The following is a 26365-nucleotide window of genomic DNA, read 5'->3' as shown; positions in this document are numbered from 1 at the left end:
CGCCGCCCTGGCCGGGCGCGGTGGCGAGGGCGGCGCCCACGTGGCCGACGACCCGGCCGTCGATGCGGGCCGCGACGGCCCGGTAGAGGCCGGCCTTGTCGTCGAAGTGGCGGTAGACGACGGTCTTCGACGTGCCCGCCTCGGCCGCGATGTCGTCCATCCCGACCCCGGCGCCGTGCCGGCGGATGGCCCGGATGGTGGCGTCGACGATGGCCGCCCGACGCTCGGCGCGATGCCGCTCCCACCGGGCGTCCCGCCCGTCACGCCGGTCGGCCCGCGCACGGGGGTCGCGGCCCTCGGCCTCCGGTGCGGTCTCGCTCATGCAGCGAAAGTAACAGGTACGCGCTGTATCGACTACTGGCGGTTTCGGTTATCTTGGTCGCACGTCCGGGCGCGACCCGGACGGCACCCCGCAGACCAGGAGACCCCCATGGCGCCCCAGTCCACCCCGCGCACGCCCCGGCGCGTCGCGGTCCTCGGCGGCAACCGCATCCCCTTCGCCCGCTCGAACGGGCCGTACGCGAAGGTCTCGAACCAGGACATGCTCACGGCCGCCGTCGACGGGCTCGTGGCCCGCCACGGGCTGGCGGGCGAACGGCTGGGAGAGGTCGTCGCCGGTGCGGTGCTCAAGCACAGCCGCGACTTCAACCTCACCCGCGAGACGGTGCTCGGCACGCGCCTGCACCCCGCGACCCCCGCCTACGACGTGCAGCAGGCCTGCGGCACCGGGCTCGAGGCGGCCGTCCTCGTGGCGAACAAGATCGCGCTCGGCCAGATCGACGCCGGCATCGCCGGCGGCGTGGACAGCGCGAGCGACGCCCCCGTCGCGGTGAGCGAGGGCCTGCGCCAGACGCTGCTCGCGGCCAACCGCGCGCGCTCGGTGGGGGAGCGCGTCAAGGCGCTGGCCGGGCTGCGCCCCGGCCACCTCGTACCCTCGGTGCCCGAGAACGTCGAGCCGCGCACCGGCCTGTCGATGGGCGAGCACATGGCGCTGACGACGGCGCAGTGGGGGATCACCCGGGCGGCCCAGGACGAGCTCGCGGCCGCGAGCCACCGCAACCTGGCGGCCGCCTACGACCGGGGCTTCTTCGACGACCTCGTGACGCCCTACCTCGGCGTCTCCCGTGACACGAACCTGCGCCCCGACACGAGCGTCGAGAAGCTCTCTGCCCTGCGCACCGTCTTCGGTTCGGGGGAGGGCGCCACGATGACCGCCGGCAACTCGACGCCCCTGACCGACGGCGCCTCTGCCGTGCTCCTCGCGAGCGAGGAGTGGGCCACGGCGCACCGCCTCACGCCGCTCGCGTGGTTCGTCGACGCGGAGACCGCGGCCGTCGACTACGTGCACGGCGACGAGGGCCTGCTCATGGCGCCGGCCTATGCCGTGCCGCGTCTCCTCGCGCGCAACGGCCTGACGCTGCAGGACTTCGACTTCTACGAGCTGCACGAGGCCTTCGCGGCCACGGTGCTGGCGACCCTGCAGGCGTGGGAGGACCCGGACTTCTGCCGCGAACGGCTCGGCCTCGACGCCCCCCTCGGCGCCATCGACCGGACCCGCCTCAACGTCAACGGGTCGTCCCTCGCCGCCGGCCACCCCTTCGCCGCCACGGGCGGGCGCATCGTCGCCACGCTCGCGAAGCAGCTCGCCGAGGCCGGAGGCGGGCGGGGCCTCGTCTCGATCTGCGCCGCCGGCGGCCAGGGCGTCGTCGCGATCCTGGAGGCGTGAGCATGGCTGACCTCTTCTCGTCCATCGTCGGCTCTCAGGTCGCGAAGCGCGTCGGCGTCCCGCAGCCGACCCGGCTGCGCCGCCACGTGCCCGGTGGACCCCTGTGCGAGGGGCCCGTCCTCGTCGCCGGCGGCGGCCGCTTCGCCGAGGGCATCGCCGCCTGGCTCGACGGCCTCGGCATCCCGACGGTCCGCAACGTCGACGACCAGACGCGGACGGGCACGACGGTCGGCGCGGTCGTGCTCGACCTCAGCGCGGCCACCGACCCGTCCGAGCTCGACCAACTTCGGGTGCTCGGCGCGCCTGCCGTCAAGGCGCTCGCGCGCAACGGGCGGGTCGTGCTCGTCGGCACCGACCCGGCGACCGTGACCGACGTGGGCGCGTCCGCCACCCAGCGGGCGCTCGAGGGCGTCGTTCGGTCACTGGCCAAGGAGCTGCGCCACGGCGCCACCGCGAACCTCGTCCTCGCGAGCGGCGACGCGCGCGACGCGGTCCGGTCGGCGGTCGAGTTCTTCCTCTCCGGCCGCTCCGCCTACGTCGACGGCCAGGCCGTGCGGGTCGGCACCTCGACGCGCACCGACACCGACACCGACCCGCTGCGCCCGCTCGCCGGCAAGGTGGCCGTCGTCACGGGCGCCGCCCGCGGCATCGGCGCCGAGATCGCCCGGGTGCTCGCCCGCGACGGCGCGACCGTCGTCGCCGTCGACGTGCCACCCGCGGGTGACGCGCTCGCGGCGGTGGCCAACGAGGTGAAGGGCACCGCCCTGCAGGTCGACGTGACGGCCGACGGCGCCGGCCGCCGGATCGTCGAGCACGCGAAGGGCCGGCACGGGTCGCTCGACATCGTCGTGCACAACGCCGGCATCACCCGCGACAAGCTCTTCGTCAACATGGACGAGGACCGTTGGGGCGCCGTGGTCGACGTCAACCTCCGCTCGATCCTGCGGATGAACGAGGCGATCCTCGGGGAGGGCGGCATCAGCGACGACGGCCGGATCGTGTGCGTCGCGTCCATCGCCGGCATCGCGGGAAACCGCGGGCAGACGAACTACGGCGCGAGCAAGGCCGGTGTCATCGGCCTCGTCACGGCGCTCTCGGAGCAGGTGGCCGACCGGGGCATCACCGTCAACGCCGTGGCGCCCGGGTTCATCGAGACCGAGATGACCGCGCGGATCCCGTTCGCCACGAGGGAGATCGGGCGACGGATGAACTCCCTGCAGCAGGGTGGGCAGCCGCGCGACGTCGCCGAGACCATCGGCTGGTTCGCCCAGCCCGGCGCCGCCGGAGTGACCGGGCAGGTCGTGCGGGTGTGCGGCCAGAGCCTGCTGGGGGCGTGAGGGTGGGATGACGCGCGAGATCACGCTCGCCGGCCCGCCCGACGTGCGACGCGTCTACGCCTCGGCCCTGCGCCGCCGCGGTGCGACCGGCACCACGCTGCCCGACGTGCGCTTCTCGCGCGCCGGCGTCCGGGTCGACGTGGACGAGCTCGTCGCCTACGCCCGGGTGTGCCGGTTCGGCGTCGGGGGAGACCTTCCGGTCACCTACCCGCACCTGCTCGCGTTCCCGCTGCAGCTGGCGGTGATGGGCGGTGAGGGCTTCCCCCTGCCCCTGCTCGGCGCCGTCCACGTCGAGAACCGGATCGAGGTCGTGCGGCCCGTCGGTGTCGACGAGCGGCTCGACGTGACGGTGCGGGCGCAGGACCTGCGTCCGCACCGACGGGGCCGGCAGGTCGACCTCGTCTCGGAGGTCGCCGTGGCAGGCGAGGTCGTCTGGCGCGGGGTCAGCACCTATTTGGCGCGCGGCACGGAGCACCCGGACGCGCCGGCATCCGACCCCCCGGACCTCGGCGCGCTCGCCGGTGTCGCGGGCGGGCCGACGTGGCGCCTCGGTGCGGGCACCGGGCGGGCGTATGCCGCGGTGTCGGGCGACTGGAACCCGATCCACGTGCACGCCCTGACCGCCCGCCCGCTCGGCTTCCCGTCGGCCATCGCGCACGGGATGTACACCTACGCCCGGGTCATGGCCTCGCTCGGCCCGCGACTGCCGCAGCGCGGCCTGACGAGCCGGGTCTGGTTCCGCAAGCCGGTGCGCCTCCCGTCGACCGTGGCGCTGCGCACCGCCGCCGCACCGCACCGCACCCTGTCGGTCCTGCGGAGCGCGACCGGCGACGTCGAGCACGCCGTCGTCGAGAACACCTGGTGACCATCAGGCCACGCCCGCGGTAGGCGGGGTCGACGCCGCTGTAGGCGATCGAGAGGGACGCCCCCTCGACGCCGCCGTAGGTGATCGCGGCCGGCACCCCGTCGACCCGGGCGAGCACACCGACCGGGACCTCGCCCTCGGCCACCAGCGCGCGCAGCTTCGCCAGGTCGAAGAGCCAGCCCTGCTCGGCCTCGGGATTCGTCTGGCTCGCCAGGAGCATCCGCTCGACCGCCTCAGGGTCGTCGACGACGAGGTCGGGCACCTCGTGCAGGGTGACTCCCGGGGGCGGCTGCGCCCGGGGCAGGTCGGTGAGCTCGAGCACCGACTCGACGGCGTGCTCCACCTCCTCGAAACCCCAGTGGTGGGCCAAGGCGAGCGAGCGCGGGTCGTCGTCGAAGACGCCGCCCACGAGGTCGGTCGTGCCCGCAGGGAGGCGGGCGACCAGCGCCGCCCTCAGCGCCCGCCCGACGCCCCGGCGCTCGTGCGCGCGCGCAACGGTGATGCGCAGGAAGGCACGCCCGGGCGGTGCGTAGCGCGGGTGCGCCGTGAACCCCACGCCGAGCATCGCGCCATCGGGGTCGACCGCCTCGAGCGCGACGAGACCTTCGTAGAGGTCGGGGGAGGTGAAGAGCCACGCGAAGTCCGTGCGGATGGCATGCACCTGCCGCCCAGGCCAGTATCCGCCGGCGACCAAACCGTGTCGCTGGGCGGCTCGGGGCCTCGATACCCTTGCTCGTGCCGCCACCGGCGGCAGAGCCAGCCCGACCCGCCCCACCGGCGGGTCCCCCACGAACGAGGAGCACCAACCGTGTCTGCACAGATCACCGTCACCGTCGCCGGGAGCGAGCGATCGGTCGCGGAGCAGACGACGGCGGGTGAGCTCTTCGAGGGTGACCGCGCCGTCGTCGTCGCGCGCGTCAACGGCCAGCTGCGCGACCTCTTCCACGTCCTCGCCGACGGCGACGTCGTCGAGGCCGTCACGGTCGACAGCGAGGACGGCCTCGCCGTGCTGCGGCACTCGACCGCGCACGTGCTCGCCCAGGCCGTGCAGTCGCTCCACGCCGACGCCAAGCTCGGCATCGGCCCGCCCATCCGCGACGGGTTCTACTACGACTTCGACGTCGAGACCCCGTTCAACCCCGACGACCTCAAGGCCCTCGAGAAGGCCATGCAGAAGATCATCAACGAGGGCCAGACCTTCGAGCGCCGCGTCGTCAGCGACGCCGACGCGCTCGAGGAGCTGAAGGACGAGCCGTACAAGTGCGAGCTCGTCGGCCTCAAGGGCGGCAACGCGGACGAGGCGGCAGAGGGCGCGGGCGTCGAGGTCGGCGCGGGCGAGCTGACGATCTACGACAACATCCGCCGCGACGGCACCCGCGCCTGGGGCGACCTGTGCCGCGGCCCCCACATCCCGAGCACCAAGCTCATCGGCAACGCCTTCAAGCTGATGCGCTCGGCCGCTGCGTACTGGCGCGGGTCGGAGAAGAACCCGCAGCTCCAGCGCGTCTACGGCACCGCCTGGCCGACGAAGGACGAGCTCAAGGCCTACCTCGACCGCCTTGCCGAGGCCGAGCGCCGGGACCACCGCAAGCTCGGCGCCGAGCTCGACCTCTTCAGCTTCCCCGACGAGCTCGGCTCCGGCCTGCCGGTGTTCCACCCCAAGGGCGGCGTCATCAAGCGCGAGATGGAGGACTACGTCCGCCGTCGGCACATCGAGGAGGGCTTCGACTACGTCGGCACCCCGCACATCACCAAGGACGGGCTCTTCCACACGTCCGGGCACCTGCCGTACTACGCCGACACGATGTTCCCGCCGATGGAGCTCGAGGGCGCGAAGTACCAGCTCAAGGCGATGAACTGCCCGATGCACAACCTCATCTTCGCCTCGCGGGGCCGCTCCTACCGTGAGCTGCCGCTGCGCTTCTTCGAGTTCGGGTCCGTCTACCGCTACGAGAAGTCGGGCGTCGTGCACGGCCTGACCCGTGTGCGGGGCATGACGCAGGACGACTCGCACAGCTACGTCACCCCGGAGCAGGCGCCCGCCGAGATCCAGCACCTGCTCGACTTCGTGCTGAGCCTGCTGCGCGACTTCGGCCTCGACGACTTCTACCTCGAGCTCTCGACCCGCGACGAGGAGGGCGACAAGAAGGACAAGTTCATCGGCTCCGACGAGCAGTGGGCCGTCGCGACGAAGGTCCTCGAGGACGTCGCCACCGCCTCGGGGCTCGAGCTCGTGCCCGACCCGGGCGGCGCCGCCTTCTACGGCCCGAAGATCTCGGTCCAGGCCCGCGACGCGATCGGTCGCACCTGGCAGATGTCGACGATCCAGTACGACTTCAACCAGCCCGAGCGCTTCGGCCTCGAGTTCCAGGCCGCCGACGGCTCGCGCCAGCAGCCGGTCATGATCCACTCGGCGAAGTTCGGCTCCATCGAGCGGTTCCTCGGCGTGCTCGTCGAGCACTACGCGGGCGCCTTCCCCGTGTGGCTCTCCCCGGTTCAGGCGCTCGGCGTGCCCGTCGCGGAGGACTACGCCGACTACCTCGCCGAGGTGCTGAACCGCCTGAAGCGCAAGGGAGTGCGTGTCGAGCTCGACGAGAGCGACGACCGCTTCCCGAAGAAGATCCGCAACGCGAGCAAGTCGAAGGTGCCCTTCACGCTCATCGCGGGCGAGGAGGACCGCGCGGCCGGCGCCGTCTCGTTCCGCTACCGCGACGGCTCGCAGAAGAACGGCGTGCCCGTCGACGACGCGATCGCCGAGATCCTGGCCGCCATCGAGAGCCGCGCGCAGGTCTGAGGTCGCCGGCCACCGAGCACGTATGCCGGGTGGTGACGGTCCGGGAGCCCCCGCCGACGTCGTCGGCGGGGGCTCCCGCCTCCCCACCGTCGAAAGGCCACCTTCTGCGGGTGCCCACCGTCGAGAGGCCACCTCTTGCGGGTGCCCACCGTCGAGAGGCCACCTCTTGCGGATGCGTCCCGTCGAGAGGCAATCGTTCGCGCGAGTCATTGAGCGGCAGGTCGGCCCGTCGGGCACCCGCCGGGATCGGCCCCTCGACGTTTCGAGACCCGCAAGAAGTGGCCCCTCGACCCTGCGGGACCCTCGAAAGGTGGCCTTTCGACGTTTCGAGACCAGCGAAAGGTGGCCTTTCGACGTTTCGAGACCCGCAAGAAGTGGCCCCTCGACGGTTGGGGGACGTCGTAGGCCCTGCGGTCTCACACACCGCAGGGCCGTGTCCATTGAACCGAACGCCCGGGGCAACCGGAAATCGACACGCGGCGCCGGGGCGCGGGAGCCGCGCGCGGGCCGTCGGCGCCCGCGTCCTAGGATCACGTGTCATGACGACGCAGGGGAGCGGCCCGACGACGCCCGAGCCGGCGGAGCACTTCGCCCGGGTCGAGGACGGCTTCGAGCGCCTGTGGACACCGCACCGGATGGCCTACATCGAGGGCGAGAAGCCGAGCGAGGACGCCGGGACCGGGTGCCCGTTCTGCGCAGCCCCGGGCAAGAGCGACGCGGAGGGACTCGTCGTGCACCGCGGCGAGCACTGCTACGTCGTGCTCAACCTCTTCCCCTACAATCCGGGCCACCTGCTCGTCTGCCCCTACCGCCACGTCTCCCTCTACGTCGACCTCACCGACGAGGAGACGACGGAGTTCACGGCCCTCACCAAGCAGGCGGTGCGCGCGCTCGAGGCCGCCTCCGGTCCGCACGGCTTCAACCTCGGCATGAACCAGGGCGCCGTCGCGGGCGCGGGCGTCGCGGCGCACCTGCACCAGCACGTCGTGCCCCGCTGGAGCGGCGACTCGAACTTCCTGCCGATCATCGGCCAGACGAAGGCACTGCCGGTGCTCCTCGAAGACACCCGGTCGCGCCTCGTGTCGGCCTGGCCCACGACCTGACGCACGACCTGACGCACGACCTGGCGCACGACCTGGCGCACGGCTGACGCGCCAGCCGTGGTCCGTGTGCCCGAGGCCGGGGTCGTCATCAGTACGCTGTCCCCACCATGCTCAACAGACTCCTGCGCGCGTCGATGACCAAGATCCTCGGTCCGATCGCCCACCTCTTCCTCCGGCTCGGCATCAGCCCCGACATCGTCACGATCGTCGGCACGGCCGGGGTGTGCGTCGGCGCGCTCGCGTTCTTCCCCCGCGGGGAGATCTGGGTGGGCGTGCTCGTCATCACGGCCTTCGTCTTCTCCGACAACGTCGACGGCATCATGGCCCGCGAGTCGGGCCGCTCGAGCAAGTGGGGCGCCTACCTCGACTCGACGCTCGACCGCGTGGGCGACGCCGCGATCTTCGGCGGCCTCGTGCTCTTCTACGCCGGCCGGGGCAACAACCAGCTGATGGCCGGGCTCGCGCTCGCCTGCCTCATCCTCGGCAGCGTCGTCTCCTACGCCAAGGCGCGCGCCGAGGGGCTCGGCTACACCGCGAACGTCGGCATCGCCGAGCGCGCCGACCGCCTCGTGGCGGTGCTCGTCGCCGCGTTCTTCGCCGACGTCTTCAACTCGACCGTCCTGCTCGGCGTGGTGCTCGGCCTGCTCGCCGTCGCGAGCTTCGTCACCGTGCTGCAGCGCATGCTCACCGTGCGCCGGCAGGCCCTCGCGTCCGGCGAGGTCAAGCCGTGAGCGCGACCGCTCGCGTGACCGACACGCTCAGCGTGCTCGGCTTCCGGGCGGGCTGGAAGGTCGTGCGCGCGCTGCCGGAGCGCACGGCATACGCCCTCTTCGACCGGGTGGCGGCGGTGGTCGTGCGCCGTGGGGGCAAGGGCATCGAGCGCCTGCGCTCGAACTACCGGCGTGCGCGGCCCGAGCTGTCCGAGGCCGAGCTCGACGCGCTCGTCTCGGCGGGCATGCGCTCCTACATGCGCTACTACTGCGAGGCGTTCCGGCTGCCGTCGCTGACGCGCGCGCAGATCGACGGCGCCGTCGAGGTGCGCGGGGACGCCCCGGTGCGCGAGCTGTGCGCGCAGCAGCAGACCGTCGTCGTCTTCGTCGGCCACCTCGGCAACTTCGACCTCGCGGCGGCCTGGTCGGCGGGCAGCCTGATGCCCGTGACGACGGTCGCCGAGCGGCTGAAGCCCGAGGAGGTGTTCCAGGAGTTCGTCGCGTTCCGGCGCAGCATCGACATGGACATCATCCCGCTCACCGGCGGCGACGACCCGTTCCACGGACTGCTCGAGGCCGCCCGCTCGGGTGGGCGCATCATCGCCCTTGCCGCCGACCGCGACCTCACCCACCACGGCGTCGAGGTCGACCTGCTCGGTCACCGGGCCCGCATGGCCAAGGGCCCCGCCGTGCTCTCGCTGATGACCGGGGCGCCGCTCTTCTGCGCCCGCATCTGGTACGAGCCCGCCGCACCCGGCACCGGCCTCGGAGGCCACAAGACCGTCATCGAGTTCAGCGAGCAGCTGCACCCGCGCGTGCAGGGCCCGACCCCGGAGCGCGCGGCCGACCTCGTGCAGCAGTGCGCCGACCACCTCGCGGGCGCGATCCGCGAGCACACGTCGAGCTGGCACATGCTCCAGCGCGTCTTCGTCGACGACCTCGACCCGGCCCGCGGAAACCGGCCCGCGCCGAGCACCGCCACCACCGCCACCACCACGACCTCGGGGCCGACCGCGTGAAGGTCGGCATCGTCTGCCCGTACTCGTTCGACGTGCCGGGCGGGGTCCAGTTCCACGTGCGCGACCTGGCCGAGCACCTCATCGGCCTCGGCCACGACGTGTCGGTGCTCGCGCCGGCCGACAGCGAGACCGAGCTGCCCGACTACGTGACATCGGCGGGGCGGGCAACGGCCGTGCGCTACAACGGCTCCGTCGCGCGCCTCAACTTCGGGCCGGTCACGGCCTCCAAGGTCGGCCGCTGGCTCGAGGCCGGCGAGTTCGACGTGCTGCACCTGCACGAGCCGGTGACGCCCAGCGTCAGCGTCCTCGCCCTGATGGCGGCCGACGGGCCGATCGTGGCCACCTTCCACACCTCGATGCTGCGGTCTCGCACGATGCAGACGGCATACCCCATCATCCGGCCCAGCCTGGAGAAGATCGCCGGGCGCATCGCCGTCAGCGAGGACGCCCGCCGCACCGTCACGACGCACGTCGGCGGCGACGCCGTCGTCATCCCCAACGGCGTCTACGTCGACCGGTTCGCCGACGCACCGCGACGCGCGGCCTGGATGGGCAGCCCTGCCGCGCCGACGATCGCCTTCCTCGGCCGCATGGGCGAGCCGCGCAAGGGTCTGCCCGTGCTCGCAGCCGCCCTGCCCGCCGTGCTGCGGGCGGTGCCCGGGCTGCGGGTGCTCGTCGCGGGTCCGGGCGACCCCGAGGAGGTCACCGAGGGGTGGCCGCCCGAGGTCGTGGCCGCGTGCACCTTCCTCGGCTCGGTCTCGGACGCCGACAAGGCCTCGCTGCTCGCCTCCGTCGACGTCTACGTCGCCCCGAACACCGGCGGCGAGAGCTTCGGCATCATCCTCATCGAGGCGATGTCGGCGGGCGCCTGCGTGCTGGCGAGCGACATCTCGGCCTTCTCCCGGGTGCTCGACGGCGGCGCCGCGGGCGCGATGTTCGCCAACGAGCAGCCCGACGACCTCGCCCGCGTGCTCGTCGACCTGCTGGGCCACGCGCCGCGCCGTGCCGAGCTCGCCGAGGCCGGGCAGCGCCGGGCGCGCCTCTTCGACTGGTCGGTCGTCGCCGGCCAGATCCTCGCGGTCTACGAGACCGTCATCGAGGGGCGGGCCGCAGCCAGCTGGGAGCCCCCGCACCGCTGGAACCGCTTCCTGCGAGGGGGTGCCCGGTGAGCGAGGTGCTCTCGTGGGTCTTCGCGATCCTCTTCGTGGTCGTCGTCATCGCGTGGTACCTCTCCTACACGGCGGCCCGCCTCGACCGGCTGCACGTCCGGTTGAGCGGCACGCTCGCCGCCCTCGACGCCCGCCTCGTGCGGCGGGCCGAGGCCGCCATGGAGCTCGCCACGAGCGGCCTGCTCGACGGCGCGACCTCCCTCATCCTCGCCAACGCCGCGGCCGAGTCGCTCGAGGCCCCCACCGAGCACGGTGGCGCCCGCGAGCTCGCCGAGAACGACCTCACCGAGGCCCTCGACCTCGCGCTCAGCCCCGAGGCGGTCGGCCACCTGCAGGCCACGGCGCTCGGCCAGGACGTGCTGGGCCGGGTCGGCTCCGCGTGCACCCGCGTGCAGCTGGCGCGCCGCTTCCACAACGACGCCGTCACCGACGTGCGCCGGGTGCGCCGCACGTGGCCGATCCGCGTCTTCCACCTCGCCGGCTACACGCCCATGCCGCACACCGTCGAGTTCAACGACGAGATGCCGGAGCACCTCGCGCCCGCGTGACGCGGCCCGGACCCCGTCGTGCGCACCCTGCCGAGGGGCCTACCCTGTGTGTCATTCCACCCCCACCCTCTACCGGGTCCCCGGGAAAGCAGGACATCGTGAGCACCACCCCGACCACGGGCAGCACGCCCGCGGCTGACCAGCAGAACGCCCCCGCCGGGGGCAGCAGCACCGGCACGACGCGCGTCAAGCGCGGCATGGCCGAGATGCTCAAGGGCGGCGTCATCATGGACGTCGTCACGGCCGAGCAGGCCAAGATCGCCGAGGACGCCGGCGCGGTGGCCGTGATGGCCCTCGAGCGCGTGCCCGCCGACATCCGCGCGCAGGGCGGCGTGTCGCGGATGAGCGACCCCGACATGATCGACAGCATCATCGAGGCCGTCTCGATCCCCGTCATGGCCAAGGCCCGCATCGGCCACTTCGTCGAGGCCCAGGTGCTCCAGAGCCTCGGCGTCGACTACATCGACGAGTCCGAGGTGCTCACGCCCGCCGACTACGCCAACCACATCGACAAGTGGCAGTTCACCGTGCCCTTCGTCTGTGGCGCGACGAACCTCGGCGAGGCCCTGCGCCGCATCACCGAGGGTGCGGCGATGATCCGCTCCAAGGGCGAGGCGGGCACGGGCGACGTCTCCAACGCGACGACGCACATGCGTACGCTCCGCGCGGAGATCAACCGCCTCCGCTCGATGAGCCCCGACGAGCTCTACGTCGCGGCGAAGGAGCTGCAGGCGCCCTACGAGCTCGTGCGCGAGGTGGCCGAGGCCGGCAAGCTCCCCGTCGTGCTCTTCACGGCCGGCGGCATCGCGACGCCCGCCGACGCGGCGATGATGATGCAGCTCGGTGCCGAGGGTGTCTTCGTCGGCTCCGGCATCTTCAAGTCGGGCAACCCCGCCCAGCGCGCGGAGGCCATCGTCAAGGCCACGACCTTCCACGACGACCCCGACGTCATCGCCAAGGTGTCGCGCGGGCTCGGCGAGGCCATGGTCGGCATCAACGTCGACGAGATCCCGCAGCCGCACCGGCTCGCCGAGCGCGGTTGGTGACCTGCGGCCACCCCGCCACCCGCTGACGTATGCCGCCGTGCCCCACCAGGCGCGGCGGCATACGTGCGTCATCCCCGCGCCGGGCTGGCACGATCGGGAGCGTGAGCCCCACCGGAGCGCAGCTGTCGCGGTCGTACTTCGAGCAGGTCGTGCGACCCCTCGTCGAGGCGCGCTGGCCGGGGCTGCCGTCTGCCGCCGCCCGCCTCGGCAGCGGATCGGACGTGCTCGGGCTCGACGACGCGCTGTCGCGCGACCACGACTGGGGCCTGCGCCTCAACCTGCTCGTGCCGCGCGAGGTGGTCGTCGACGTCGACGCGCACCTGGCCGCCCACCTGCCCGAGTCGTTCGCCGGCCACCCGACCGCGTTCGCGACGACGTGGGACCCAGCCGTGCGCCACCGCGTGCAGGTCGAGACGGCGCGCGACCTCGCTGTCTCGCGGCTCGGCGTCGACCCCACCGGCGAGCTGACGGTGGACGACTGGCTCGCCTTGACGGGCCAAGCCGTCCTCGAGGTCACCGGGGGAGAGGTGTTCGCCGACGGCGCGGGCGAGCTGGGCGGCATACGGCGTCGGCTGGCGTGGTACCCCGACGACGTCTGGCGCCACGTCGTCGCCGTGGACTGGGCGCGGCTCGGGCAGGAGCTGCCCTTCGTCGGGCGCACGGCCGAGCGCGGCGACGAGCTCGGCTCGCGCGTCGTCGCCGCGCGGCTCGCCGGCATCGCGATGCACCTCGGGCACCTGCTCGAGCGGCGCTGGCCGCCCTACGCCAAGTGGCTCGGCACGAGCTTCGCCCGGCTGCCGCGCGCCGCGGCGGCGACCGAAGGACTGCACGCATCCCTGGCCGCGGACGGCTGGCGGGAGCGCGAGGGCGCGCTTGTCCAGGCGCTCCGCCTGCTGCACGACCTGCAGGGGGAGGTGGGGCTGCCGACCGTCGACGACCCGGTCGAGCCGTTCTGGGACCGGCCCTACCGCGGCGTGCGCGAGGCGGTCGTCGTCGCGCTCGAGGAGGGCATCGAGGACCCGGAGGTGCGTGCCCTGCCCCGCGGCGTCGGGTCGGTCGAGCAGTGGAGCGACAACGTCGACGTGCTCGTGGACGCGTCGCGACGCCTCAGGTGACGGCGCCGCGCTCGGCGAACTCGGGGCGCTCGAACTCGCGCCCGTCGAGCACCGCCTTGAGGTGCTCGGCCGCGCGCACCGCGTCGACGTGGGTGACGTAGAGGGGAGCGAAGCCGAGCCGGATGATGTCGGGCTCGCGGAAGTCGCCGATGACCCCGCGCGCGATGAGCGCCTGCACGACCGCGAAGGCCTGCGGGTGGCGCAGCGACACCTGCGAGCCGCGGCGCTCCGGCTCCCTCGGCGTCGCGAGCGGGAGGTCGACCCCCAGCGCGTCGAGCGCGTCGATGAACGTCTGCGTCACCGACAGCGACGCCGCGCGCACGTCGGCGGGGGAGAGCCCGTCGTAGGCCGTCAGCGCCGCCTCCAGCGCGAGCACCGACAGCAGGGGCGGGGTGCCGACGCGGGCCCGGGTGATGCCGGGGGCCGGCTCGTAGTCCGGGCGCATGGCGAAGGGGTGGGCGTGGCCCTGCCAGCCGGTGAGGGGCTGGTCGAAGTCGTCCTGGTGCCGCGTCGCGACGTAGAGGAAGGCCGGCGCGCCGGGACCCCCGTTGAGGTACTTGTAGCCGCAGCCCACGGCGAGGTCGGCGCCGCCGGCGTCGAGGTCGACCTCGACGACGCCCGCCGAGTGGCAGAGGTCCCAGCAGGCCAGCCCACCGACGGCGTGGGCCGCCTCGGTGACGGCCCGCAGGTCCCACAGCTCGCCGGTGCGGTAGTCGACGCTCGAGTACGACGCGAGGACGAGGTCGTCGCCGATCTCGGCGATCGCGGCCACGACGTCGCGCGGGTGCACCCGGCGCACCTCGAGCCCGGCGAGGGCGGCGGCCGACTCGGTCATGTAGAGGTCGGTGGGGAACGAGTCGGGGTCCGTGAGCACGACCCGGCGGCCCGGTCGCAGCCGCCCTGCGCCGATGACGGCCTTGAAGAGGTTGACCGAGGTCGAGTCGGTGACGACGACCTGGCCGGGTGCGGCGCCGACGAGCCGGCCGACGAGGTCGCCGACCCGGGTCTGCGCGCCCCACCAGTCGGCCTCGTTCCAGGAGCGGATGAGGCGCTCGCCCCACTGCCGGTGCATGACGTCGTCGACGACCCCCGGCACGGCCGAGGGCAGCGCGCCGAGGGAGTTGCCGTCGAGGTAGACCACGCCGTCGGGGAGCGTGAAGAGGTCGCGCCGGCCCCGCAGGGGCGAGGCGTCGTCGGCCTCGCGGGCGCGGGCGGTGAGGTCGTCTGAGGTGTGCACCGTCGTCATGGCCGCAACGTATCCGGTGACGGGCGCTCGTCGTCAGGCGCCCACCCACGGTGTCTCGCATGCCAGACGCTTGTCGACCGGCGCGACCTCACGAGTCCGTGCCGCCCGGGCGGCGTGCGACGACGAGCACCCCCTGGCCGGGCTGCAGCGTCGGACCCAGGCTGCGCGCCTCCTGCTCCATCGACCGGGCCGGGCCCGGGCCCAGCTCGGCGACGATCCGGTCGAGGTGCTCGAGCCACAGGGCGTACATCCGCCTGAGGTGCTCGGCGAAGCCCGGCACCGGCGCCCGCCACTCGAGGGTGAGGCCGGCCGCCGACAGGAGCGGCTCCCAGTCCGGCACGGCGTGCCGACCCGGGGCGGTCACGCCCTCCGACGCGGTGAAGACGAACCGGCCCCCGGGGCGGAGCACCCGGCGCACCTCCCGCAGCGTCGCCACCCGGTCGGGCGCGAAGAAGATGGCGTCGAGGCAGACGACGGCGTCGGCGGAGCCGTCGGGCAGGCCGGTCTCCGCGAGGTCGCCGACCACGAACCGCGCCCGCCCCTCGGGCACGAACGAGGCAGCCCGCTCCCGGGAGGCCTCGACCGCGACGGACGACCAGTCGACCCCGACGAGCGAGGCGCCGGTCGCGCGCGCGAGCCACAGCCCGGGCCCGCCGCGGCCGCAGGCGAGGTCGACGAGCCGATGACCGGGCCCGACGCGCGCGTGCGCCACGACCTGGCCGAGCACCCACCACGTCGTCATGCCGAAGGGCTCGACCTCCCTCGGGTAGTCCTCGCCGTAGGCCTGCGCCGCGAGGTCGCGCAGGAGGGACGTGCTCGCCGTGGCCACGTAGCCGGCGTCGTAGGCGGCGCCGGTCATGCCCGCCGGGCGGTCCCAGCGGGCGCCGGCAGGGAGCTCGCCGTCCACCCCACCAGTGTGCCGCCGGGGAGCCGGCCACGGCCGCCGTTCCGCGGGACGGGCCGCGCCGGTCCACCCGGTCCCGACGGTCGCGCGCGCACGGCATACGATCTGGCTCTTGTGGAGATCACCGTGGGAGTCCTCGCCGTGCAGGGCGACGTGCGCGAGCACCTCGCCGCCCTGGTGTCGCTCGGCGCCGAGGCCGTTCCCGTGCGACGCCCCGCCGAGGTCGCGGCCGTCGACGGGCTCGTCATCCCCGGCGGGGAGTCGACGGTCATGGACAAGCTCGTGCGCGCCTTCGAGCTGCGCGAGCCGCTCGTGCGGCGCATCGCCGAGGGCCTGCCCGTCTACGGCTCGTGCGCGGGCATGATCATGCTCGCCGACCGCATCGCCGACGGCCGTCCCGACCAGCAGACGCTCGGCGGCCTCGACATCACGGTGCGGCGCAACGCCTTCGGCCGCCAGGTCGACTCCTTCGAGACGGAGCTCGACTACGCGTGGAGCGACCCCGAGGCCCTCGCCCCGGCGGGCCCGGTCCACGCCGTCTTCATCCGGGCGCCGTGGGTCGAGCAGGCCGGCCCGGACGTCGAGGTGCTCGCCCGCGTGGGTCATGGGCCCGCCGCCGGTAGGATCGTCGCGGTCCGGCAGGGCAACCTGATGGCCACGTCGTTCCACCCCGAGGTGGGCGCCGACCGCCGGATCCACGCCGAGTTCGTCTCGATCGTCAGAGAGCACCGACTCCAGCAGTCGGCTGCCCGCCAGTCACCGGAACGCGAGGACACTGCATGAGCGGCCACTCCAAATGGGCCACCACGAAGCACCAGAAGGCTGCCAAGGACGCCAAGCGCGGCAAGCTCTTCGCCAAGCTCATCAAGAACATCGAGGTCGCGGCCCGCCAGGGCGGTGCCGACCCGACGGGCAACCCCACGCTCTACGACGCCATCCAGAAGGCGAAGAAGACGTCGGTGCCCAACGACAACATCGACCGCGCGGTCAAGCGCGCGTCGGGTGCCGAGGCGGGCGCCGCCGACTGGCAGACGATCATGTACGAGGGCTACGCCCCTAACGGTGTCGCGGTCCTCATCGAGTGCCTCACCGACAACCGCAACCGCGCGGCCGCCGAGGTGCGCACGGCCCTCACCCGCAACGGCGGCCAGCTCGCCGACCCGGGCTCGGTGTCCTACGTCTTCAACCGCAAGGGCGTCGTGACGGTGCTCAAGGACGCCGGCTCCGAGGACGAGATCCTCGAGGTCGTCCTCGAGGCGGGCGCCGAGGAGGTCAACGACAACGGCGACACCTGGGAGATCATCTCCGAGGCCACCGACTTCGTCGCGGTGCGCCAGGCGATCCAGGACGCCGGCATCGACTACGAGTCCGCCGAGGCGTCCTTCGTGCCCAACCTGCAGGTGCCGCTCGACCTCGACGGCGCGAAGAAGATGATCCGCGTCATCGAGGCGCTCGAGGACAGCGACGACGTGCAGAACGTCTTCGCCAACGGCGACATCCCCGACGACGTGTTGGCCCAGCTCGACGACGAGGAGTGAGCCCGCGGGCACGCGCCCGCGACGGGCTCCGGGCCCACAGGTCCGAGCAGGAGGCACGCCGGTGACCGGCGTGCCTCCCGTCGTTCCGGCACCCGCCCGTTAGCGTTGGTCCCGAACACCTGTTCGGTTCGTCCCCGACCGTCCCGCCCACCCGCACCCCGAGGAGGTATGCCGTGCGCGTCCTCGCGGTCGACCCCGGGCTCACGCGGTGCGGCGTCGGCGTCGTCGACGGCGTGCCCGGTCGGCGGCTCTCGCTCGTCGAGGTGGGCGTCATCCGCACCCCGGCCGGCGACCCGACGCCCAAGCGCCTCGTCGCCGTCGAGGACGAGATGCGCCAGTGGTTCGCCCGGCACCGCCCCGAGGCGGTCGCCATCGAGCGGGTCTTCGCCGACACCAACGTCTCCACCGTCATGGGCACCGCGCAGGTGACCGGCATCGTCATGATCATGGCCGAGCGCCTGGGCCTGCCGGTCACGCTCCACACGCCGACCGAGGTCAAGGCGGCCGTGAGCGGCAACGGCCGGGCCGACAAGGCCCAGGTGACGACGATGGTGACCCGCCTGCTCGGCCTCGCCACGCCGCCGAAGCCGGCCGACGCCGCCGACGCGCTCGCCCTCGCCATCTGCCACGTGTGGCGCGGTGGCACCCAGAGCCGTCTCGAGGACGCCCGGCTCGAGGTGCTCGCGCGCAGCGGCAGCCGGGGGACCGGCATCCCTCGTCGGGTGCCGCCGGGGGCCGCGCCCGCCCAGCGCCGCCTGCGTGCCGCCTCCGACGCCGTCACCCGACAGTCTCCCGGCACGCCCACCCGGCTGCCTCCCACCAGCCCCACCCGCCAGACCCCTGGAGCCCAGCCCCGATGATCGCCTCGCTCTCCGGCACCGTCCTCAAGGTCGGCCTCGACTCCGTCGTCGTCGGCGTGGGCGGGGTCGGCATGCTCGTGCACACGACCCCGGCCACGGCCACCTCGGTGCGGCTCGGCCAGCCGGCCGAGCTCGCCACGAGCCTCGTCGTGCGCGAGGACTCCCTGACTCTCTACGGCTTCGCCACCGAGGACGAGAAGCACGTCTTCGAGACGGTGCAGACGGTCTCGGGCGTCGGGCCGCGCCTCGCGCTCGCCGTGCTCGCCGTGCACTCGCCGGATGCCGTGCGCGTGGCCCTCGGCACGGGCGACCTCGTCGCCCTGACGAAGGTGCCCGGCATCGGCAAGAAGGGCGCCGAGCGGCTCGTGCTCGAGCTCAAGGACAAGCTCGGCGCGCTGCCGGGCTCGACCGGTCACGCCGAGCCGGCCCCGCTCGACACCGGCGAGGCCTGGCGCGAGCAGGTGCGCGAGGCCCTCGTCGGCCTCGGCTGGAGCGTGCGCCAGGCCGACGACGCGCTCGACAAGGTCGCTCCCCGCGCGGCCGAGGGCGCCGGCGTGTCGGCGCTGCTCCGCGCCGCCCTGCAGGAGCTGGGCCGATGAGCGTCGACGGCGGCTGGGAGCTCGAGCAGGCCCCCGAGACCTGGGCCGACGGCTCGTTCGACGCCACCGCCCGCATCGTCGACGTCGGCAGCGACGGCGACGAGCGGGTGGTGGAGGCGGCCCTGCGCCCCAAGCGCCTCGAGGACTTCCCCGGGCAGACGCGCGTACGCGACCAGCTCGGGCTCGTGCTCAAGGCGGCCCGGCACCGCGGCACGCCTCCCGACCATGTGCTCCTCTCGGGTCCTCCCGGCCTCGGCAAGACGACCCTCGCGATGATCGTCGCGAGCGAGCTCGAGCAGCCGATCCGCATCACCTCGGGGCCGGCCATCCAGCACGCCGGTGACCTCGCCTCGGTGCTGTCGTCGCTCGCCGAGGGGGAGGTGCTCTTCCTCGACGAGATCCACCGGATGTCGCGCTCGGCGGAGGAGATGCTCTACCTCGCGATGGAGGACTTCCGCGTCGACGTCATCATCGGCAAGGGCCCGGGCGCGACCGCGATCCCGCTCGAGCTGCCGCCCTTCACGGTCGTCGGCGCGACGACCCGGGCCGGACTGCTGCCGGCCCCGCTGCGCGACCGGTTCGGCTTCACCGGGCACCTCGACTACTACGCGGCCGCCGACCTCGAGACGATCCTGCACCGCTCCGCCCGGCTGCTCGGCCTCGACGCCGACGCCGACGGCATCGCCGAGATCGCGCTGCGCTCTCGCGGCACCCCGCGCATCGCCAACCGGCTGCTGCGCCGCGTGCGCGACTGGGCGCAGGTGCACGGCGAGAACCGCGTCACCCACGGCGCGGCCCGCCAGGCGCTCGAGCTCTTCGACGTCGACGAGCGCGGCCTCGACCGCCTCGACCGGGCCGTGCTCGAGGCCCTGTGCCGACGCTTCAACGGGGGGCCTGTCGGCCTCTCCACCCTGGCCGTCGCCGTGGGGGAGGAGCCCGACACCGTCGAGACGGTCGCCGAGCCCTACCTCGTGCGTGAGGGCTTCATGGTCCGCACGCCGCGGGGCCGCGCGGCCTCCTCGCTCGCCTGGGAGCACCTTGGCCTGACCCCGCCGATCGAGGCGCAGTCGATGTGGTCGGCGACCCTGCCGATCGACGAGGCCGGCGGCGCGCGCTTCGACGCCTGAGCGGCTGGCGCACGTGCCGGCGAAACCGGTCGAAACGTGACCGGCGCGTGACGGTCCGCGGGCCCGTGTGGTCTGACAAACTGCACCGGCGCCCGTAGACTCCTGCGGGCACCATCGCCGGTGCCGCGGCACCATCCGGTGCCCCCGGTCGTTGACGCGACATCCGACCCCGATCGCCGGGTCGTGGCGCGCGCCCCGACAACCGGACGAAGACACGAAGGACTGAGCTGACATGAGCACCAACGGGACCTTCTCGTTGCTGATTTTCGCCCTTCCCCTGCTCCTGCTGGGCTGGCTGTTCTACACCCAGAACAAGCGGATGAAGCAGATGCGCGACTTCAGCTCCTCGCTCAACGTCGGCGACGCGATCGTCACGTCCTCGGGCATCTACGGCACGGTCAAGCACCTCGACGACGCCAGCGCGTGGCTCGAGATCGCGGAGGGCACGACGATCCGCGTCGACCGCCGCGCCATCGCCATGAAGCAGGCCGACCCCACGACTCCGGGTGCCCCTGCCGCTCCCGTCGCCGACGACGCCCCGGGCACGACGCCGGGCTCCCCGCAGAACGGTCAGTGAGGGTTCCGTGGCCAAGAGTTCCACCAAGCAGTCGGCGAGACGCAGCCTCCTCGCCCTCATCGTCGTCATCCTCGGCCTGGGCGCCCTCGTCGGCGGCCTGACCAAGTGGGGTGACGGTCAGGCCGTCCCGCGCCTCGGCCTCGACCTCGAGGGCGGCACCGAGCTCGTGCTCAAGCCGCAGCTGAACGACGGCCAGACCGTCAACGAGGGCCAGGTCAACCGCGCCGTCGACATCATCCGCCAGCGCATCGACGCCAACGGCGTCTCCGAGTCGGAGATCTCGACGCAGGGTGGCCAGAACATCGTCGTCTCGATCCCCGGGGCGCCCACGGCCGAGCAGCTCGACGCGCTGAGCAAGCCCTCGCAGCTGCGCTTCCGCGCCGTCTTCGTCGAGGCCGTCGACCCGAACGCCGCCCAGGCCGGCTCGACCGTCAACCCCGGCGGCACCCCGACGCCGTCCGGCACCTCGACCGGGACACCGTCCGGCACCTCGACCGCCACGTCCACGGGCAGCGCGACCGCCCCGGCCACCGGCACCCCGAGCGCCACCGCGACGCCGTCCGGCTCCTCGACCGCCGCGAACGGCGTCGTCCCGCAGGCCTTCGCCGCCGCCACCACGGCGCCGACCCCCGCCGCGACGCCCACGGGCTCGACCTCGGCCACCCCGGCGCCGTCCGCGACGACGCCCACCCCCGCGCAGACCGCGCCCGCCCCCACCGCTGCCGAGACCGAGGCCGCCGTCAAGGCGCAGGCCAGCACCGGGCTCGTCGGCCTCGGCTGGACCAAGGAGAAGGCCGACGCGGCCGCCGCGACGGTCGCCCGGCAGTACGCCGCGCTCAACTGCGCCACGCCCGGCGCCGTCGACAGGATCAAGGACGACCCGGCCCTGCCGCTCGCCACCTGCGGCGAGGACCGCGTCACCAAGTACGTCCTCGGCCCGAGCGAGATCGACGGCAGCGAGATCGCCGACGCCTCGAGCGGCTTCCAGGTCGGCCCGAACGGCCAGCCCACCTCCATCGTCGAGGTCGCGCTGTCGTTCAAGGACGCCGGCAAGACGAAGTTCGCCGCCGTCACGAAGCGCCTCTACGCCCAGCAGTCGCAGCCGCCGTTCGACCAGTTCGCCATCGTGCTCGACAAGTCGGTCATCAGCGCGCCGCGGTCGCAGGCCGTCATCACCGACGGTCGCGCCTCGATCACCGGCTCGTTCACCATCGACTCGGCCAAGCAGCTCGCCGAGCAGCTGAAGTTCGGCGCGCTGCCGATCTCCTTCGCGCTTCAGACGCAGGACAACATCACGCCGCAGCTCGGCGAGGAGCAGCTCCGCATCGGCCTGCTCGCCGGCCTCATCGGCCTGCTGCTCGTCGTCGTCTACTCCCTCATCCAGTACCGCGCCCTCGGCATGGTCACGGTGCTCTCGCTCGTCGTCGCGTCGGCCATCACCTACCTCGCGGTGACGGTGCTCGGCACGACCCACGGCTTCCGCCTCACCATGGCGGGCGTCACCGGCCTCATCGTCGCCATCGGCGTCACGGCCGACAGCTTCATCGTCTACTTCGAGCGCATCCGTGACGAGGTGCGTGACGGCCGTCCGCTCGTGGCCGCCGTCGAGACCGGCTGGAAGCGCGCCCGTCGCACGATCATCGCGGCCGACGCCGTGAACTTCATCGCGGCCGGCGTGCTCTACTTCCTCGCCTCGAGCAACGTCCGCGGGTTCGCGTTCACGCTCGGCCTGACGACGCTCATCGACCTGCTCGTCGTCGTCCTCTTCACCCACCCGATGGTGCAGCTGCTCGCCCGCACCGAGTTCTTCGGCAACGGGCACAAGTGGTCGGGCCTCGACCCGCAGCGCCTCGGCGCCAAGGAGTCGGTCCGCTACCGCGGGCGCGGCCAGTTCGGGGCTCCCGGCGCGCAGCGCCCGCCCGCCACCGTGGGCTCGGCCCGCGTCGCCGAGGGGAAGGCCCAGGCATGATCAACTTCGCCCAGGTCGGCAACGACCTCTACACCGGCAAGCGCTCGATCGACTTCATCAAGCGCCAGAAGACCTGGTATGCCGTCTCGGCCGTCCTCATCGCGCTCGCCCTGCTCGGCATCTTCGCCCGCGGCCTGAACTTCGGCATCGAGTTCAGCGGTGGCTCGGAGTTCCGCGTCCAGGGCGTCACGAACAGCGAGAACTACGAGCAGAAGGCGCAGACCGCCGTCTCCGACGCCGGCATCGAGGGCAACGTCGTCTCGACGATCGTCGGGCAGAACACCGTGCGCGTTCAGACGGAGGCCGCCGCCGGCCTGACCGACGAGGCCAGCGCCGCGCTCGCCCAGGAGTTCGGGGTCGCCAAGACCTCCGTCAGCGCCTCGCTCATCGGCCCGAGCTGGGGCGCCTCGGTGAGCAAGCAGGCCATCCAGGGCCTCATCGTCTTCCTCGTCCTCGTGACGATCGTCATGGCCCTCTACTTCCGCACCTGGAAGATGGCCGTGTCGGGCCTCGTCGCGCTGCTGCACGACCTCGTCATCACCGTCGGCATCTACGCGCTCTTCGGGTTCGAGATCACGCCGAGCTCGATGATCGGCTTCCTGACGATCCTCGGCTACTCGCTCTACGACACCGTCGTCGTCTTCGACAAGGTGCGCGAGAACACGGCGGAGGCGTTCCAGACACGTCGGATGACCTACTCGGCGGCCGCCAACCTCGCCGTCAACCAGACGCTCGTCCGCTCGATCAACACGACGGTCGTGGCGCTGCTGCCGATCGCCGCCGTGCTGTTCGTCGGCTTCACGCTGCTCGGCCCCGGCACCCTGCTCGACCTGTCGCTCGCCCTCTTCATCGGCATCGCGGTCGGTGCGTACTCCTCGATCTTCATCGCCACCCCGCTGCTCGTCGACCTGCGTCGCAACGAGCCGGCCGTGCTCGAGCTCGACAAGCACGTCGCCCGCCAGGCCGCCAAGGCAGGTGCAGCTCCAGCGGCTCATGCCGAGGAGCCGGTAGCCGTCGGTGCCGACCGCACGGGTGCTGCAGCGGTCGCCTCAGACGCGACGCTGCCCGAGGGGGCACCGCGCCCGGTGCACAAGTACGCCCAGGCCGCCGGCCCGCGCAACCAGCCCAAGCGCGCCCCCAAGTCGCGCCGCTGACCGCGGCGGGCACCACCTCAGGAGACACGGCGTGAGCCAGATCAGTGACCTCGTCGCGAGCAGGCTGCGCGACATCCCCGACTTCCCGAAGCCGGGCGTCCTCTTCAAGGACTTCACACCGCTCATCGCCGACGGACCCGCCCTGCGCGAGTTGGTGCGCGACATCGCGCAGCGCTACGCCGGGTCGGTCGACGTCGTCGTCGGCATCGAGGCCCGCGGCTTCATCCTCGGTGCGGCCGTGGCCTACGAGCTCGGCCTCGGCATGGTGCCCGTGCGCAAGGCCGGCAAGCTGCCGGGGGAGACGCTCAAGGAGTCCTACGCCCTCGAGTACGGCACGGCAGAGATCGAGGTGCACACCGACGCGTTCGAGCCGGGCCAGCGCGTCCTCGTCATCGACGACGTGCTCGCCACCGGCGGCACCGCCGAGGCGACGGCGCTCCTCGTGGAGCGCGCCGGTGCGCAGGTCGCCGCCATCGAGGTCGTCCTCGAGCTCGGGTTCCTCGACGGGCGCAGCCGGCTCGGCGACCGGCCCGTCAACGCCATCCTCACGGTGTGACCTCCGCGCGAGCGCCTAGACTCTCTCCATGAGCGAGGACGTCCGCAGCGAGCTGTCCACCCCGTCGCGGGTGCGCGCGCGCTTCGCCCGCTTCGGCGCCACGCGCCCGACGGGCAACCCCGTCCTCGAGCCGCTCATGACGGCGGTCCGGCAGAACCACCCCAAGGCCGACCTCTCCGTCATCGAGCGGGCGTATGCCGTCGCCGAGCGCGCGCACGACGGCCAGATGCGCAAGAGCGGCGACGCGTACATCACGCACCCGCTCGCCGTGACGACGATCCTCGCCGAGCTGGGCATGACGCCGCCCACCCTCGCGGCGGCGCTACTGCACGACACCGTCGAGGACACGGCATACGGCCTCGACGAGCTGCGGCGCGACTTCGGCGACGAGATCGCGATGCTCGTCGACGGCGTGACGAAGCTCGACAAGGTGACCTACGGCGAGGCCGCCCAGGCCGAGACGGTCCGCAAGATGGTCATCGCGATGGCCCGCGACATCCGGGTGCTCGTCATCAAGCTCGCCGACCGGCTGCACAACGCGCGCACGTGGCGCTACGTCAGCGCCGAGTCGGCCAAGCGCAAGGCCAACGAGACGCTCGAGATCTACGCGCCGCTCGCGCACCGGCTCGGCATGAACACCATCAAGTGGGAGCTCGAGGACCTCTCGTTCGCGACGCTCTACCCCAAGGTCTACGACGAGATCGTGCGGCTCGTCGCGGAGCGCGCCCCGGCCCGCGAGGAGTACCTCGCGAGCGTGCGCAGCCAGGTCAACGAGGACCTCACGGCGGCCAAGATCAAGGCCGTGGTCACCGGCCGGCCCAAGCACTACTACAGCGTGTACCAGAAGATGATCGTGCGCGGCCGCGACTTCGAGGAGATCTACGACCTCGTCGCGGTGCGCGTGCTCGTCGACACGGTGCGTGACTGCTACGCGGCGCTCGGCGCGCTGCACTCGCGGTGGAACCCGGTGCCCGGCCGGTTCAAGGACTACATCGCGATGCCGAAGTTCAACATGTACCAGTCGCTCCACACGACGGTCATCGGTCCGCAGGGCAAGCCCGTCGAGATCCAGATCCGCACGCACACGATGCACCGTCGCGCCGAGTACGGCGTCGCCGCGCACTGGAAGTACAAGGACCAGGCGGCCGGCGGCGGGCCCGCGCGGCCCGGCGAGATCACGCCGCAGAACGACATGGCGTGGCTGCGCCAGCTGCTCGACTGGCAGCGCGAGACCGAGGACCCGGGCGAGTTCCTCGACTCGCTGCGCTTCGAGATGGGCAGCAGCGAGGTCTACGTCTTCACCCCCAAGGGATCCGTGGTGGCCCTGCCCGTCGGTGGCACCCCCGTCGACTTCGCCTACGCCGTGCACACCGAGGTGGGCCACCACTGCATCGGCGCGCGCGTCAACGGCCGGCTCGTGCCGCTCGAGTCGACGCTCGAGAACGGCGACGTCGTCGAGGTGCTGACGAGCAAGGCCGACGGCGCCGGGCCCTCGCGAGACTGGCTCCAGTTCGTCAAGAGCCCGCGCGCGCGCAACAAGATCAAGCAGTGGTTCTCCAAGGAGCGGCGCGAGGAGGCCATCGACGCGGGCAAGGACGCCATCGCCAAGGCCCTGCGCAAGCAGAACCTCCCGCTCCAGCGGCTGATGAGCCACGACTCGATGACGGCCATCGCGACCGACCTGCGCTACCAGGACATCGAGGCGCTCTACGCCGCCGTCGGCGAGGGGCACGTCTCGGCCCAGCACGTCGTCGGCAAGGTCGTCGTTTCGATGGGCGGCGTCGAGGGGGCCACCGAGGACCTCGCCGAGGCGACGGTGCCGACGCGGGCGGCGAGCCGGCGGCGGGCCGGCGACCCGGGTGTCGTCGTCGTCGGCACGGCCGACGTGTGGGTCAAGCTCGCGAAGTGCTGCACCCCGGTGCCGGGCGACCCGATCATCGGGTTCGTCACCCGGGGGAGCGGTGTGTCGGTGCACCGCGTCGACTGCACGAACGCCGACCAGCTGACGGCCAACCCGGAGCGGCTCATCGACGTCGAGTGGGCCCCGAGCTCGGCGAGCGTCTTCCTCGTCCAGCTCCAGGTCGAGGCGCTCGACCGCAACCGGCTGCTCAGCGACGTGACGCGGGTGCTCTCCGACCAGCACGTCAACATCCTGTCGGCCTCGGTGCAGACGTCACGCGCCCGGGTGGCGATCTCGCGGTTCACCTTCGAGATGGGCGACCCCGCCCACCTCGACCACGTCATCAAGGCCGTGCGCAAGATCGACGGCGTCTTCGACGTCTACCGCGTCAACGGCGGCAAGTCGACCGCCTGACCCCACCCGTCGAGTGGCCACTTCTCGCGGGATCGCACCCAACGAGAGGCCAGTTCCTGCAGCAGGAACTGGCCTCTCGTTGGGTGCGA

24 protein-coding genes are annotated in these 26365 nt (G+C 72.8%); 21 read left to right on the top strand and 3 right to left on the bottom strand.

Features of this window, described 5'->3' with window-relative positions:
- Positions 1-322 (bottom strand): TetR/AcrR family transcriptional regulator (locus ABD979_RS17655; RefSeq protein WP_345508819.1); only part of this gene is annotated, 322 nt, incomplete at its 3' end.
- A gap of 108 nt (positions 323-430) precedes the next feature.
- Here ABD979_RS17655 and ABD979_RS17650 point away from each other — a divergent pair.
- The 11 genes from ABD979_RS17650 (at position 431) to ABD979_RS17600 (ending at position 13432) form a co-directional block, all read left to right on the top strand.
- The gene (locus tag ABD979_RS17650; RefSeq protein WP_345508818.1) at positions 431-1726 is read left to right on the top strand and encodes an acetyl-CoA C-acetyltransferase; all 1296 of its coding nucleotides are present in this window, start codon (positions 431-433) and stop codon (positions 1724-1726) included.
- Between the two features lie 2 nt (positions 1727-1728).
- Positions 1729-3063, top strand: coding sequence for a 3-oxoacyl-ACP reductase (locus tag ABD979_RS17645; RefSeq protein ID WP_345508817.1), 1335 nt, complete (start codon positions 1729-1731; stop codon positions 3061-3063).
- Between the two features lie 7 nt (positions 3064-3070).
- Positions 3071-3928 carry a MaoC family dehydratase gene (locus ABD979_RS17640; protein WP_345508816.1) on the top strand — a complete coding sequence of 286 codons (858 nt, stop codon included), beginning with the start codon at positions 3071-3073 and terminating at the stop codon, positions 3926-3928.
- 808 nt (positions 3929-4736) lie between these two features.
- Complete coding sequence (gene thrS / locus ABD979_RS17635; RefSeq protein ID WP_345508815.1) at positions 4737-6722, top strand: threonine--tRNA ligase; 1986 nt, start codon at positions 4737-4739, stop codon at positions 6720-6722.
- 539 nt (positions 6723-7261) lie between these two features.
- Positions 7262-7825, top strand: a complete 564-nt coding sequence (locus tag ABD979_RS17630) for an HIT family protein (RefSeq protein ID WP_345508814.1) — start codon at positions 7262-7264, stop codon at positions 7823-7825.
- A gap of 107 nt (positions 7826-7932) precedes the next feature.
- Positions 7933-8556: a phosphatidylinositol phosphate synthase gene (gene pgsA, locus ABD979_RS17625; RefSeq protein WP_345508813.1), complete on the top strand. Its 624-nt coding sequence runs from the start codon at positions 7933-7935 to the stop codon at positions 8554-8556.
- A complete protein-coding gene (locus tag ABD979_RS17620) occupies positions 8553-9554 on the top strand; it encodes a phosphatidylinositol mannoside acyltransferase (RefSeq protein WP_345508812.1) in 1002 nt (333 codons plus the stop codon). The genes pgsA and ABD979_RS17620 overlap by 4 nt, the downstream gene beginning before the upstream one ends.
- Positions 9551-10723 carry a glycosyltransferase family 4 protein gene (locus ABD979_RS17615; RefSeq protein ID WP_345508811.1) on the top strand — a complete coding sequence of 391 codons (1173 nt, stop codon included), beginning with the start codon at positions 9551-9553 and terminating at the stop codon, positions 10721-10723. Before ABD979_RS17620 ends, ABD979_RS17615 begins: the two co-directional genes overlap by 4 nt.
- Positions 10720-11271 (top strand): LemA family protein, encoded by a 552-nt coding sequence (locus tag ABD979_RS17610; RefSeq protein WP_345508810.1) that lies wholly within the window; start codon positions 10720-10722, stop codon positions 11269-11271. The genes ABD979_RS17615 and ABD979_RS17610 overlap by 4 nt, the downstream gene beginning before the upstream one ends.
- A 98-nt stretch (positions 11272-11369) precedes the next feature.
- Positions 11370-12317, top strand: a complete 948-nt coding sequence (gene pdxS, locus ABD979_RS17605; protein ID WP_345508809.1) for a pyridoxal 5'-phosphate synthase lyase subunit PdxS — start codon at positions 11370-11372, stop codon at positions 12315-12317.
- A gap of 101 nt (positions 12318-12418) precedes the next feature.
- Positions 12419-13432 carry a DUF4037 domain-containing protein gene (locus tag ABD979_RS17600; protein WP_345508808.1) on the top strand — a complete coding sequence of 338 codons (1014 nt, stop codon included), beginning with the start codon at positions 12419-12421 and terminating at the stop codon, positions 13430-13432.
- Here the strand turns inward: ABD979_RS17600 and kynU are convergent.
- Both kynU and ABD979_RS17590 read right to left on the bottom strand, forming a co-directional pair.
- Positions 13425-14678 (bottom strand): kynureninase, encoded by a 1254-nt coding sequence (kynU, locus tag ABD979_RS17595; protein WP_345508807.1) that lies wholly within the window; start codon positions 14676-14678, stop codon positions 13425-13427. The genes ABD979_RS17600 and kynU overlap by 8 nt on opposite strands.
- A gap of 88 nt (positions 14679-14766) precedes the next feature.
- Positions 14767-15585: a class I SAM-dependent methyltransferase gene (locus tag ABD979_RS17590; RefSeq protein ID WP_345508806.1), complete on the bottom strand. Its 819-nt coding sequence runs from the start codon at positions 15583-15585 to the stop codon at positions 14767-14769.
- A gap of 111 nt (positions 15586-15696) precedes the next feature.
- Here ABD979_RS17590 and pdxT point away from each other — a divergent pair, with 111 nt between their 5' ends.
- The 10 genes from pdxT to ABD979_RS17540 all read left to right on the top strand — a co-directional run bounded on the left by pdxT (position 15697) and on the right by ABD979_RS17540 (position 26276).
- A complete protein-coding gene (pdxT, locus tag ABD979_RS17585) occupies positions 15697-16365 on the top strand; it encodes a pyridoxal 5'-phosphate synthase glutaminase subunit PdxT (RefSeq protein ID WP_345508805.1) in 669 nt (222 codons plus the stop codon).
- Entirely contained in the window at positions 16362-17120 is a 759-nt protein-coding gene (locus ABD979_RS17580) for a YebC/PmpR family DNA-binding transcriptional regulator (protein ID WP_345508804.1), read from the top strand. The genes pdxT and ABD979_RS17580 overlap by 4 nt, the downstream gene beginning before the upstream one ends.
- Positions 17121-17293: 173 nt before the next feature.
- Entirely contained in the window at positions 17294-17980 is a 687-nt protein-coding gene (ruvC, locus tag ABD979_RS17575) for a crossover junction endodeoxyribonuclease RuvC (RefSeq protein WP_345508803.1), read from the top strand.
- Positions 17977-18579, top strand: a complete 603-nt coding sequence (ruvA, locus tag ABD979_RS17570) for a Holliday junction branch migration protein RuvA (protein WP_345508802.1) — start codon at positions 17977-17979, stop codon at positions 18577-18579. The genes ruvC and ruvA overlap by 4 nt, the downstream gene beginning before the upstream one ends.
- A complete protein-coding gene (gene ruvB / locus ABD979_RS17565; protein ID WP_345508801.1) occupies positions 18576-19706 on the top strand; it encodes a Holliday junction branch migration DNA helicase RuvB in 1131 nt (376 codons plus the stop codon). Before ruvA ends, ruvB begins: the two co-directional genes overlap by 4 nt.
- Before the next feature lie 232 nt (positions 19707-19938).
- Positions 19939-20283 (top strand): preprotein translocase subunit YajC, encoded by a 345-nt coding sequence (gene yajC, locus ABD979_RS17560; protein ID WP_345508800.1) that lies wholly within the window; start codon positions 19939-19941, stop codon positions 20281-20283.
- Between the two features lie 7 nt (positions 20284-20290).
- Positions 20291-22252: a protein translocase subunit SecD gene (secD, locus tag ABD979_RS17555; RefSeq protein WP_345508799.1), complete on the top strand. Its 1962-nt coding sequence runs from the start codon at positions 20291-20293 to the stop codon at positions 22250-22252.
- Complete coding sequence (secF, locus tag ABD979_RS17550) at positions 22249-23406, top strand: protein translocase subunit SecF (protein ID WP_345508798.1); 1158 nt, start codon at positions 22249-22251, stop codon at positions 23404-23406. Before secD ends, secF begins: the two co-directional genes overlap by 4 nt.
- A gap of 31 nt (positions 23407-23437) precedes the next feature.
- The gene (locus ABD979_RS17545) at positions 23438-23962 is read left to right on the top strand and encodes an adenine phosphoribosyltransferase (protein ID WP_345508797.1); all 525 of its coding nucleotides are present in this window, start codon (positions 23438-23440) and stop codon (positions 23960-23962) included.
- Between the two features lie 28 nt (positions 23963-23990).
- Entirely contained in the window at positions 23991-26276 is a 2286-nt protein-coding gene (locus ABD979_RS17540; RefSeq protein WP_345508796.1) for a RelA/SpoT family protein, read from the top strand.
- Positions 26277-26365 lie beyond the last annotated feature (89 nt).

The organism is Terrabacter aeriphilus (assembly GCF_039542985.1).
In the GTDB taxonomy this organism is placed as follows: domain Bacteria; phylum Actinomycetota; class Actinomycetes; order Actinomycetales; family Dermatophilaceae; genus Terrabacter; species Terrabacter aeriphilus.
Note: the sequence above shows the minus strand (reverse complement) of the source record. Positions and strands in the feature narration are given on the sequence as shown.